The sequence below is a fragment of the Vicinamibacterales bacterium genome (assembly GCA_036496585.1).
In the GTDB taxonomy this organism is placed as follows: domain Bacteria; phylum Acidobacteriota; class Vicinamibacteria; order Vicinamibacterales; family 2-12-FULL-66-21; genus JAICSD01.
The window spans coordinates 230494-242776 of sequence record DASXLB010000042.1 but is presented as its reverse complement, the minus strand read 5'-3'; the positions used below and the strand labels follow the sequence as shown (position 1 = coordinate 242776).

Annotated in this window: 10 protein-coding genes; 7 read left to right on the top strand and 3 right to left on the bottom strand. The window is 70.5% G+C overall.

Annotated elements, in window-relative coordinates:
* Nucleotides 1-24: 24 nt before the first annotated feature.
* The 3 genes from VGI12_14530 to VGI12_14520 form a co-directional block, all read right to left on the bottom strand.
* Nucleotides 25-558 (bottom strand): asparaginase domain-containing protein, encoded by a 534-nt coding sequence (locus tag VGI12_14530; protein HEY2433888.1) that lies wholly within the window; start codon nucleotides 556-558, stop codon nucleotides 25-27.
* A gap of 19 nt (nucleotides 559-577) precedes the next feature.
* Nucleotides 578-3187, bottom strand: coding sequence for a M1 family aminopeptidase (locus VGI12_14525; GenBank protein HEY2433887.1), 2610 nt, complete (start codon nucleotides 3185-3187; stop codon nucleotides 578-580).
* 85 nt (nucleotides 3188-3272) lie between these two features.
* Complete coding sequence (locus VGI12_14520) at nucleotides 3273-4421, bottom strand: glycosyltransferase family 87 protein (protein ID HEY2433886.1); 1149 nt, start codon at nucleotides 4419-4421, stop codon at nucleotides 3273-3275.
* Nucleotides 4422-4476: 55 nt separating this feature from the next.
* Between VGI12_14520 and VGI12_14515 the strand changes: the two genes are divergently transcribed.
* From VGI12_14515 to VGI12_14485, 7 genes are all read left to right on the top strand, one after another.
* The gene (locus tag VGI12_14515) at nucleotides 4477-5352 is read left to right on the top strand and encodes an FkbM family methyltransferase (GenBank protein ID HEY2433885.1); all 876 of its coding nucleotides are present in this window, start codon (nucleotides 4477-4479) and stop codon (nucleotides 5350-5352) included.
* 17 nt (nucleotides 5353-5369) lie between these two features.
* Entirely contained in the window at nucleotides 5370-6125 is a 756-nt protein-coding gene (locus VGI12_14510; GenBank protein ID HEY2433884.1) for a hypothetical protein, read from the top strand.
* A gap of 16 nt (nucleotides 6126-6141) precedes the next feature.
* Entirely contained in the window at nucleotides 6142-7353 is a 1212-nt protein-coding gene (locus VGI12_14505; GenBank protein HEY2433883.1) for a glycosyltransferase family 4 protein, read from the top strand.
* 75 nt (nucleotides 7354-7428) lie between these two features.
* Nucleotides 7429-7896 (top strand): thioredoxin family protein, encoded by a 468-nt coding sequence (locus VGI12_14500; protein ID HEY2433882.1) that lies wholly within the window; start codon nucleotides 7429-7431, stop codon nucleotides 7894-7896.
* An 11-nt stretch (nucleotides 7897-7907) separates the two neighbouring features.
* The gene (locus VGI12_14495; protein ID HEY2433881.1) at nucleotides 7908-10451 is read left to right on the top strand and encodes a thiamine pyrophosphate-dependent enzyme; all 2544 of its coding nucleotides are present in this window, start codon (nucleotides 7908-7910) and stop codon (nucleotides 10449-10451) included.
* A 10-nt stretch (nucleotides 10452-10461) separates the two neighbouring features.
* Nucleotides 10462-11328 carry a hypothetical protein gene (locus tag VGI12_14490; protein HEY2433880.1) on the top strand — a complete coding sequence of 289 codons (867 nt, stop codon included), beginning with the start codon at nucleotides 10462-10464 and terminating at the stop codon, nucleotides 11326-11328.
* Complete coding sequence (locus VGI12_14485; GenBank protein HEY2433879.1) at nucleotides 11280-12233, top strand: DNA-formamidopyrimidine glycosylase family protein; 954 nt, start codon at nucleotides 11280-11282, stop codon at nucleotides 12231-12233. The genes VGI12_14490 and VGI12_14485 overlap by 49 nt, the downstream gene beginning before the upstream one ends.
* Nucleotides 12234-12283: the final 50 nt, after the last annotated feature.

Genomic DNA, 12283 nt, shown 5'->3' with positions numbered 1-12283 from the left:
CTCGCCGGTCGCAGCTCCGGTCGCCTATTGTTCGGCGTCTCCTGATCCCCTGACGTCCGGCCCCCCCTCGTCGGTGGCTTCGAAGACGCCGGTCTGCCGGTTCTTGCGCACGCCGTTCCAGGGGAAATGCCGCCCGTTCATCGCGACGTAGACGCCCGGCGGCAGCACCTGCGCGAACGAGAGGGCGCTGCCGAGGTTGAAGAGGCCGTCCGAGCTGCCGAACGCGTACGGCACCATCGCGCCCGTCAGGACGATCGTCCGATCAGCGAGGCCGGCGCCGGCCAGCGCGCGCGCGGTGTCGACCATCGTGTCGGTGCCGTGCGTGACGACGATCGCGCGCTCGGCGGCGGCCCGACAGCGCGCCACGATCGCGGCCCGCCCGGCGTCGTTCATCTCGAGGCTGTCGATCATCATCACCGTGTCGATCGCCAGCTCGAGCCGCGCCCGTCCGCGCCGCAGCATTTCCTGCAGGTGCGTGTCGCGGAAGTACAGCTGTCCGGTGAGCTCGTCGTACTCCTTGTCGAACGTGCCGCCGGTCACGAGGATTCGGATGCCCATGGCAGGTCTCCAGCGTTCGTCAGTTGGGCTGGGCCGGGTGGCGGCGCGGCGGAATCGACGCGGTGCCGCGCGGCGATCCGGCGGCGCGGAACAGATCGTCGGCAGAGGACAGGATGATGCGACGGAGCCGCTCGGGGTAGTCGGGCGGCTGCCGCTGCAGGAACGCTGTCACGGTGGCGGCGGCGGCGCGGGACTGGTGCCCGCCCAGCGTCGCGTCCATCCAGCGCTTGGGAAAGAAGATGTCGCCCGTCCGCTGGATTTCGCGCAGCATCACCAGGCTGGGCTCGATGTACCGCTCCGTCTCCGCCGCGCGCAGCGGGTGGTGCAGGTAGCGCAGGCCCTCGAGTACCCAGGGCTCGTGGCGCCGGTTGGCGACCTCGGCGAGCGAGGTGAACCAGGCGTCGCGTTCAGCGGGATCCGCCGAGAGGGCGGGGCGGACGAACACCAGTTGTGCCTTGCGATCCGGGTTCGTGGTGCGCTCGATCTGGCGAGTCAGGATCGCGGCCGCGTCGGGCGCGCCGCGCACCGCGAGCTCCTCGGCCAGCCGGATGAAATCGGGCTCGGCGAGCGTCAGCCCGGGGATCTTCTCGTCGCCGCTCCACACCCGCGCCAGCCAGTTCACCGTGGCGGGAGTCTGCGCCACGTCGCGCAGCGCCCCGAACCACGCCGCTTTCAGTGTCTGTGACGGCGCCGCCTCGAGCCCGTCGCGCAGCATCCGTTCGAGCCGCGCCGCGCGCGCGTCGCGGTCGGCGGCGCTCGAGAACTGCCAGTACGCGGACCGCGTGTAGCCGAGGATGCGACCGACGTTCAGCTCGTTCTTCTCGGCCGGCAGCGCCGTCGTGGCCAGGTCGAGTAGCGCGTTCGCCTTGATCTCGCCGGCGAGCAGCGCATCCCACAGCGTGATCCACACCGCGCCTCTGGTCAGGTCGTCGTCAACCTCGGGCAGATGCCGGGTCAGCCAGACGAGGCTCGCCGGATCGAGGCGGATCTCGCCGTAGGCGATGCCGCCGCCGTTTGCGATCACGAAATCGGCCGGCAGGCCGTGCGCCGCTGGCACGTCGACGCGCGCCGCGTTCAGGTGGACGGGCAGCAGCGTCACGTGTCCTCCGCTGCCCACCGCGACCTGGATCCGCTGGTTCCAGACGAGCCGGCGCGGCGCCAGGGGGTCGGTTTGCCTGAACACGAGTTTCTCGATGCGGCCGCCCGCGAGCGTCAGCTCGGCGCGAATCTCCGGCCGTCCTCGTTCCTCGACCCAGGCATGGCTCCACGCGGCCAGATCTTCGGGCGTGCGGCGGTCGAGCATGTCGATCAGATCGGGCCAGCTCGCGTTCTTGAACGAGTAGGTCTTCAGGTACTCGCGCAGGCCGTCCTGGAACGCGGCCGGCCCGGTCAGCGTCTCGAGCTGCCGCATCACGATCGGGGCCTTCTGATAAATGATCGCGCCGTAGAGCGTGCCGGCGTCGTTGAGGTTGTTCAGCGGCTGGCGGATCTCGTTGGTGCCAGCCGTCCGGTCGACGGCGTAGGCCGCCGGGTAGTAGTCGAGCAGGAAGCGCAGCGCGTGGTTGAGGCCGGGGAACGCCGGGTTGACGATCTTCGCGGCCATGTAATTGGCGAAGACCTCTTTCATCCACACGTCCGAGAACCACTTCATCGTCACCAGATCGCCGAACCACATGTGCGAGGTTTCGTGGGCGATGACGTTGGCGCGGCCGAGCAGCTGTTCCTGGGTCGCGCTCTCGTCGAGCATCAGCCCGCTGGCGTTGTAGAAGATCGCGCCGGGATGTTCCATCCCGCCGAACTGGAACGCCGGGACGAGAAAGAAGTCGAACTTGCCGAACGGATACGGGATGCCGGTATAGCGCTCGAGCCAGGCGAGCGCCTGCGCGTGCAGGTCGAAGATCGCGTCGCGGTTGCGGGCCACCTTCGCGGCGTCGGTCTCGCGGTGGAACATGCGGAACACGCGGCCGTCGCGTTCGGCCTGCTCGACGGCGAGCCGGCCGGCCGCAAACGCGAAGAGATACGTCGAGATCGGCTGCGTGGTCGCGAAGCGGATCGTCGTGCGGCCGCGGTCGGTCTGGCGCTCGACCTCCGCGCCGTTGCCGAGCGCCTGCCATCCCGCCGGCACGTCGAGCTGGAGCGTCCAGCGCGCCTTCAAGTCGGGCTGGTCGAAACACGGGAACGCCAGATGCGCCCTCGACGGGACAAAAATCGTATAGAGAAAATCCTCGCTGCGGTTGAGCGGCGCGTCGCCGGCGTTGAATTCGAGCGACACGGCGTTGTCGCCGGCGCGGACCCGATCGGCAGGGAGGATGATGTGGCCGTTGACCTGACGCACCCGCACCTCCGCGCCGTTCAGTTCCGAGCGCGTCAGGATGCCGGCGCGATCCGGCGCGTAGTCGAGGACGATCGGTTCGCCGGTCGTCGCGACCGAAAACCTGATCAACTCACGTCCGCCGATCGGCGTTCCCTTCTCGGCCGGAATGACGAACGCGAGGTCGTAGCGCAGGTTCGTCAGGCGGGCCGCCCGCGCCGCGGCCAGCGTGTCGGTGACGCCGAGATCGGGATCGGGTTTCACCTGGGGAGCGTGGGCCATCAGCGACATCACCGCGAGCACGACTGCCGGTCGCATCGCCGGGATCATATCCCGTCGCGGCGCCCGTGACAGAGCGGGGAGAAGGGAGAACAGGACCCAACGCTGCCGGCGCGCGGGACGTTCACGCGACGCGACGGAAGCGCAACACGGCGAGCGCGGCGATTTCGATCGCCACGCACACGGTCACGACCGAGAGCTGCATGAACGCGGTGTAGAAGCCGCGCCCGACCAGATCGTAGACGGTGAGGCCCACGAGCACGATGGCCGCGATGGTCGCGACGCGCAGGCCGCGCGGCAGGGAGGCGTCTTCGTTGACGAGCAGCATCACCGCCGGCGTGCCGATGAGCAGGACGTAATCCCATCCCTGCGGCGAAATCAACGGGATGAGCAGGAGCAGCATCGACGCCTCCAGGGTCTCCGGGGTGGATAGCCCGCCGCGCCCGGCGATCACCACGCCGGTGAGCGCGAGCAGCAGCACGGCTGCCGCCGCGGCGAGGATGCGGGCGTTCGAATCGGTGCCGAGCCACTTGGCGAACAGCGAGCCGAGCGACACGTTGTCGGGATTGGTCAGGTTCGGCGCGGTGGTTGCCGCCACCGTGTGCCACCAGTCCGCCAGCAGCCGCAGATTCCCCGCCCAGCCGTAGCGCACCGCGGGGAGCAGGAGCAGCACGACCATGCCGGCCGTCATCGTCGCGAACGCGGTGCGGTTCCGGCGAGTCGCGAGCCAGGGCGCGAAGATCGCGGCGTACGGTTTCACGACGACCGCGAGCGCCAGCAGCAGTCCGGCGGCGGCGTCGCGCCGGTTCCGCAGGCAGACGATCGCCAGCGCGGCGAGTGCGCCGAGCAGCAGGTTCACCTGTCCGAGCACCAGTTCGTGCGCATAGAACTTCGCCATCGCGAGGAACGTCAGGACGAGGAGCAGCGCGGCCGGCCGGCGCAGCCGCGGCATCGCGCGGACGCTCAACCCGAGCAGCGCCGTCATCAGCAGCGCCGACGCCACGAACCAGGCGGCCTTGGCTGCCTCCTCCGGCATCAGCGCGGCCGGCGCGGCGAGCACCGCGAAGGCGGGCAGATACTTGAACTGATAGTGGCCGTCCTCCTCGCGGTAGAGCGGCTCGGCCGCCAGCGCCCGCGCCGCCGCCGTGCGATAGACCTGGAAGTCCGGCATCTTGCGCGAGACCCGCGTCGTGAACAGCGCGACCACCGACACGGCGGCGAGCACGACGAGGAGCGCGCGCGTGCGGGTTGCGCTCGGCCGCAGAATCGGCATGCGCCGAGAATACCGCAGGCGGTGCCGCGCGGCCTGTCGGATAACATAGCGCCGCATGATGCCGGTGACGGCGCGGGCGCTGAGAGGACTCGTGCGGCTGCTGCCGCGCGGGCGCTACGCGCTGCTCGCGTCGGGCGCGGCGCGCCGCGGCCGCTTCGTCGCGCAGCTGCCGGCCGACCTCGGCGCCGCGCGTTTCCAATGCGATCTGGGAGACGAGATCGCGCGCGAGGCGTGCATGACCGGCTACTACGAGCCGCCGGTGACGCGCATGTTCGAGGCGCACGTGCCGGCGGGTGGCGTGGTCGTCGACGCCGGCGCCAACTGGGGTTATTTCAGCCTGCTCGCGGCGGGGCTCGTCGGACCGTCCGGCCGCGTCATCGCCATCGAGCCTGATCCGCGGCAGAGCGCCGCCCTCGATGCCAATTGCGCGCTCAATCCGGCGCTGCCGATTGCGGCCCTGCGGGCCGCAGCATCCAACGCCCCCGGGACGATGACCTTGAGCGGCTACGAGGATGCCGCGTCCAATCGCGGCGTCTCGCGCGTCGGCGCCGCGGCCGCGGCCGGCCCGCGATTCGACGTGGAGACGGTGACCATCGACGCGATCACGGATGGACATGCGGCGGTCGATCTGGTGAAGATCGACGTCGAAGGCGCCGAGGATCTCGTGCTCGGCGGCATGCGGCTCGGGCTCGCGGCGCGCCGCTACCGCGTGATCGTCCTCGAACTGCATCCGGGCCTGCTGAAGGCGCGTGGCGTCGACCCCGCCTCGGTCGTCGCGCTGCTGACCGACGCCGGCTACCGCGGCGCGACCATCGATCTGTCGCCGGCCGGCTACCGTCGCGCGCTTCGCGGTGCGCAAACAGCGTCGCTGTTGCAGCCGCTCGACGCGTGGCAGGCGGTCGGGTGGCCGCATCTGCTCTGGGTCTGTTAAAGTACCGCTCGATATCCATGGTCCGGCGATCGCTGCTGCCCCCCTCATACGAACAGAATCTCGGTCACGCGCGGCGAATCGAGCTTGCCGCCGATCGCCCCATCCGTGAACGCAACCGGCCTTCGTATCGGTTCAATCACTGGCCGATCTGGATCTTCGTGTTCTTCATCGCGCCCGGGCCGATGACCTTTGCGCTCTTCGAGGCTGGCTTCAGCCGCGCCATGCTGCTCTGGCTGGCGGTCGTGATGGCCGGGACCGGCATCGCCGGTCTCTTCGGGAAGCTGCCCGGCGTCGAGCCGCGGCCCTACATCATCCGATTCACCGAAGACCGCCCCAACCCGCTCTATCGCCGCATCTGCTACACCCTGGCCTGGAGCGAAGCGATCACGTTTGCGCTGCTCAACATCTTCGGGCTCGGCTGGGCGATCGTCACCGGCGAATGGCGGTTGAAGGAGTTCTACCAGGCGGCGTATTTCCCCATGGCCGGTTCCCTCTGGGCCCTCGGCGCGCTCGGGTTGCTGCCGCGGGTGAAGCGGTCGACGAAGGGCGAGGGGCACGAACGCCGCTACTTCTACGGCACCATCTGGGCGGTCTGTCTCGCCCAGCCCGTCTTGTGGTTCCTCTGGCGCGTGCTGCCGCGCTCACGGACGTTCGAGATGATCAAGCTGGCCGTCTTCGTCGGCATTCTCCTCTGGGTCGGCAACCTGGCGCGCCGCGGCCTGCTGCCGAGGACGCGTCCCATCGTGCCGGGCGAACTCGCCGTTTCGGACTGAACGCCTCGGTCCCGCGATGGATCGACCAGCCGCTCTCGACGCCCCGCCGATGACGAGCGCGGATCCCCCGGTCGAGGCTCTCTTCCTCAACTCCGGCATCCTCGGGCAGCGGACCTTCGCCAACTTCGTGCGCGACGCTTTCGTCGGCGAACACGACGGTATCCGGGCGGCGCAGGCGCTCGTCACCGACGACCTGACGTTCCCGGAGCGGCTCATGCGCTACGCGCTGTGCTTCCAGTTGTGGCCTCCCGGCGCCGCCGGCTACCGCAATCTGGATCTGCACCGGTTTCGCTGCGAGGTCAACGCCGGCATCCTGGCGCGCAACCGCTTGCGGCGGTTCGAGCGCACCGGGCGCCGCGTCGACGTCCTGCACTTTCACAATCAGACGACGGCCTACACCGCCGTCGCCGCGATGCGCCGGATTCCCTCGATCGTGTCGATCGACTGCACCCAGCGCTGCGTGCTCCAGCAGTCGGCGTCGGCGCTCGAAACGCGCAGCTACGAACCGAACATCCGGCGCGACGGCCGCATTTTCGACGCGGCGAAGTTCATGGTGTCGACCTCGACCTGGGCCGCCCGCGCCGTCCGCGACGAGTATCCCGACTGCCGCACCGACATCGCCGTCATGCCGATTCCGGTGCCGCTGATGCCGGGCAGCGACGGCTGGATCGCCGAACGATACGCGCGCCGCGCCGCCGCCGGGCGTCCCAGGGTGCTGTTCGTCGGCGGCGATTTTCCCAGGAAGGGAGGCTTCGATCTGCTGGACGTGTGGGCGCGCGCCGGCTTCCACGAGCGCGCGCACCTCGATCTCATGACGAGCTGGCCAATCGACGAGGCGACCCTGCCGCCCGGCGTCACGCGGCACGTGGGCATCGCGGTCCACACCGACGCCTGGCAGGCCCTGTGGCGCCGCGCCGATCTCTTCGTGCTCCCGACGAGAGACGAAGCGTTCGGCATCGCGTTCCAGGAGGCGGGTGCGGCCGGCCTGCCCGCCATCGGCACGCGGTTGAATGCCGTTCCGGAGATCGTCCGCGACGGCGAGACGGGTCTGCTGGTGCCTCCCGGCGATCGACCGGCGCTGGCTCAGGCGCTCGACGCGCTGGTCGCGTCGCCTGAAACCTGCCGCGACATGGGCGCCCGCGGCCGCACGTTCATCCAGGCGTCAGCCGATCCCGAGCGGTATCGACGTGAACTGGCGGCCGTCATCAGGCGTCTGGCCGGCCGGTGACCTGCGTCTGGCACGATCATCGCTGGTGGACGTTGCGGCTGCCGGGTCGGTGACCCTAGGCCGTCGGAGGACCCCATGTCGGATCTGCAAATCGATTCCCACGGCGTGATCGCGCCGTGCCCCGCGTGCGGCCGGCGCAACCGCCGTGCGTTCGCCAAGCTCGGCACCGAGAGCCGCTGTGGCGCGTGCCGCACCGCGCTGCCGGCCCCGGCGGCTCCCATCGAAGCGCCGGACGCGGCGGCGTTCGACGCCGCGGTGGCCGCGTCGAGTCTGCCGATCGTGGTGGATTTCTGGGCGCCGTGGTGTGGCCCCTGCCGCATGGTCGCCCCCGAATTCGAGACCGTGGCGCGCGCGGCGGCGGGCCGGTATCTCGTGCTGAAAGTCGACACCGAGGCCGTGCCCGACGTCGGCGCCCGTTTCCAGGTGCGGTCGATCCCCACGATGGCGGTCTTTTCGGGAGGCCGGGAGATCGGGCGCACGTCGGGCGCGCGGCCGGCTGCGGATATCGACGCGTTCGTCCAGTCGACATTGACGCCCCGGTAGATAATCGGGGCATGGCATCAGGCGGCGATTCGGCCGCGCCAGGACCGGCACAGATGACCGAGCGGCCTGCCGTCGAGCCCGACGCGACTGTCGAGGCGCGGCTGGGCGCGTTCGTCGTCGAGCGGCATCCATTCGCAGCTGCGGCACTCGGCGCGGCGCTGGCGTCGCTCGATCCGGTCTTGCCGGATACGCCGTCGGTGGCCCGTCTGCGCGCCGAGCTGCCGCCGGCGCTCCGGCGCGAGTTGCGGTCGCCTCCCGCCGATCTTCCCGAGTGCACGCCGGCCGTGGCGGCGGCATCCCGATGGCAGGCGGCGGTCGACGAGCTCGTCGGCGCCTGCGACGGATTCCTGCACCGGCTCGAGCTGCGATGGTCGCTCAGCCGCGAGGAACGCCGCGAGATCCTGCGGGGCATGACGCTCACCCGGGCCACCGACAACCGCCTGAAGTCGCTCTTCACCGGCGGCGAGGTGCGTTACGGTGAGACGACGTTCCAGGGGAAGGGATTCCGTTCGCTCGGTCAGGAGGCCATCTACGCGTCGGTCATCCGGTTGCGCCGCGGCGACGCGTACCGGACGCCGGAGGGCTGGCGCGGCGACGTGATCGCGCCGATCATCCGCGACCTCGGCGCCGAGCTGGCGATGTCGATCCCGTCACCGGGCGGCGCCGGACCGGATCGGACTGCCGAAATGGTACGGATGGCGCTCTCGGCACAAATGGGGAAGGCCGGGCCGCCGATGAACGGCCGCGACCTCCACGTCGGGGACATGTCGCGCGGGATCCTGCCGGCGGCGGCGCCGCTGGCGACCGGCGCGCTGACGCTGACCGGCATGGCGCTCGCCTTTGCCCAGCAGGGAGACGGGCGCGTCGCGATCACCTACATGGGCGAAGGGGCGACATCGCTCGGCGAGTGGCACGAGGCGATCAACTTTTCCGCGGTGCGCCGCCTGCCGATTGTCTTCTGCGTGCAGAACAACCAGACGGCGCTGTCGACTCCGATCGCCGAGCAGTCGGCGGCGCGCGTCTTTGCCGACAAGGCGGCGGGCTACGGACTCTCCGCCGTGACGCTCGACGGCACCGATCCAGACGAGATCGCGGCGGCCTTCGCCTGGGCGGTCGAACGCGCGCGCGGCGGCGGCGGCCCGACCTTGATCGAGCTCGTCTCGATGCGCATGTGCGGCCACGCGCATCACGACGACATGCTGTATCTCGGCAAGGACCCGCAGCCGTCGTGGAGCTATCCGTCGCCAACCGACGCAGGCTACGCCGATCAGGCGCTCTATGCGTACTGGCGCGCACGCGATCCGCTCGTCGCCTACGCGGCGCGGCTCGAGGCCGACGGCGCGATCGATGCAGGCGAGGCGCAAGGCTTTCGTGACGCTGCGCAGGCGTTCGTCGAACGGGAAGCGCGCGCCGTGATCGCGGCGCCGTGGCCGGATGCGGCGACGGCGGGGGAGGGGGTGTTCGCCGGCGAGCCGCCGCGCACCAGGATCGACGTGCTCGAGCCGTCGTTCCGATCGGCCGTCCTCCATGATCCGCCGCTGCCGCCGCTCGAGGCCAACCCGCCGCACGATCCCCGCGGGCGCACCTTCCTCGACGCCGTGATGCTGGGGATCGGCGACGCCTTGCGCGCCGACCCGCGCGTGTTCGTGATCGGCGAGGACGTCGGCGGCGCCTATGGGAATGCCTTCCTGCTGCTGCGACCGCTGCTGCAGGAGTTCGGGCCGCGCATCCTGAATGCGCCGATCGCCGAATCGGCGGTGATCGGCGCCTGCGTCGGCGCCGCGCTCGCCGGCCAGCGGCCGATCGGCGAGATGCAGTTCAACGACTTCGTGGCGACCGGTTTCAACCAGCTGGTCAACAACGCGGCGAAGATCCGTTACCGCTGGGGCGGCGAGGTGCCGATGGTCCTGCGCATGCCGTGGGGCGGGCTGCGCCACGCGGGGCCGTACCACAGCCAGAACACGGAAGCCTGGTTTTATCGAACGCCCGGCCTGAAGATTGTCGTGCCGTCGACTCCAGCCGACGCACGCGCCGCGATGGCGGCGGCCGTCGCCGATCCCGATCCCGTGCTCTACTACGAGCACATCGCGCTGTATCGCGATCCACGGATCAGGCAGGCCCTGGAGGCCGCACCGCCCGAACCGCTCGCGACCGGCAAGGCCGCACTGCGCCGTGCCGGCAGCGATCTCGCGATCGTCTCCTACGGCGCCTACGTGCATACCGCGCTGGCGGTCGCCGAGGCGCTGGCCGCCGACGGCGTGCAGGCCTCCGTGCTCGACCTGCGCTGGCTGGCGCCGCTCGACAAGGACGCGCTGCTCGCGGTGGCGCGACACTGCAGCCGCGTGCTGATCGTCCACGAGGACACGCGGACGGGCGGCGTCGGCGAGAGTCTGGCCGCCATCGTCCAGGAGGAGGCGTTCGAGTCGCTCGACGCGCCGGTTCGGATCGTCGGCGCGCTCGATACACCGGTGCCGTACTCGCCGCCGCTCGAGGACGCGTTCCTGCCGTCCGAAGCCGAGATCGAACGCGCGGCGCGGCGGCTCCTCGCGTACTGAAGGGAGCGACGTGCCGCTGCCGGGGCAGATGATCACCATCGGGACGCGGTACTACCCGGCGTCGGCGGACTCGGAACGCCGGCAGCAGCGGTCGCGCGACTCGCTCGCGGCCCTGCCTGACGTGCACCGCGTCAATCTCCAGTTCAGCGACGAGACGTACCGGCCGGAGGGGTTCGACACCCGGCCGGTGCTGCGGCAGGACTCGATCGCGCTGACGCGGCGCGGGCGCGTGCGCAAGCCGATCGTGTCGGAGATGTTCGCCGCGCTGGCCGATGCGGCGGCCGCCTCCGGGGATCGCTACTTCATCTATCTCAACGCCGACATCGAAGTGTCGCCGGCCGCGCTGCGGCGCGTCGCCGCCGGCGGCCGCGACGCCTACGCGTTCTGCCGGATCGACCTGGCGCCCGAGAGCCGGCTGCCGCAGGGCGTGCTGCTCATCGGCATCGACATGTTCGCCGTGTCGGTCGACTGGTGGCGGGGGGTGCAGCGGCGGTTCCGCCCCTATATCGCCGGCGAGTCGCTGTGGGACAACGTCTACGCCGCGGTCGCCTGCTCGCACGGCCACGCCGAGATCGTCGACGACGACTCCGGGATCTTTCACGAATTGCATCCGGCCAGCTGGGCCGACGGACCGTTTGCCGCCTACAACGGGTATCTCGCGGCGCTCGACGCGCCGTACTTCTCGCGATGGGCGCGGTACGTGGCGGGCCTGCAGGCCGGCCGCACCTCCGGCGACCTCGATCGCGCACGCCTGGCCCGCGAGATCTTCGCTCCGCCGGTGCTGCAGGGGCGCGAGCATCTGCGCCACGCCGGCCGCTCAGTGCGTGCATGGGCGCGTTACGCCGCCATCCGCCGCCGCATGGCGCCCGATCGCTGAACGCCGTGCCCGAGCTGCCCGACGTCGAACTGTACCTGGCGGCGCTTCGGCCGCGCGTGCTCGGCCGAACGCTGGAGCGGACGCGCGTCAGCAGTCCGTTCTTCGTCCGCACCTACGATCCGCCGCTCGCCGCGTTGCACGGCCGCCTCGTCGTGACGCTGGCGCGCCTCGGCAAGCGTCTCGTCTTCGGCTTCGAGGGCGACCTGTTCGCCGTGGTGCACCTGATGATCGCCGGGCGGCTCCGCTGGCTGGAGCCGGCCGCGCCGGTTCCGCGGAAGCTGGGACTGGCGGCGTTCGACCTCGCGCACGGGACGCTCCTCTTCACCGAGGCCGGCACCCGCAAGCAGGCCTCGCTGCACGTCGTGATCGGCGCGGCGGCGGTCGAGGCGATGGATCCCGGCGGCGCCGACGTCTTCGCGATGACGCCGGAGACGTTCGGCGCGGCGCTCCGCGCCGAGAACCATACGCTCAAGCGGGCGTTGACCGATCCGCACGTGTTCAGCGGGATCGGCAATGCCTATTCGGACGAGATCCTGCACGCCGCGCGGCTCTCGCCGGTGAAACTGACGCAGTCGATGACCGACGTGGACGTCGCGACACTCTTCGCCGCGACGCGCGAAGTGCTGGCGGGGTGGACGGCACGGCTGCAGGAAGAGACCGGCGACAGGTTCCCCGAGAAAGTCACCGCGTTTCGTCCCGACATGGCCGTGCACGGCAAGTTCGGGAAACCCTGCCCCCGCTGCGGCGCCCCCGTGCAGCGCGTCGTCTACGCCTCGAACGAGTCGAACTATTGCGCGGCCTGCCAGACCGGCGGCCGACTGCTGGCCGACCGCGCCCTCTCCCGCCTGCTCCGGGACGATTGGCCCAAGACCCTGGATGCCCTCGAGCGCGTCAAGCGCCGATAAGAGGGACGGCAGCACCGACCGGGCGATGGGGTTCGGGTATCCGAGCGTAT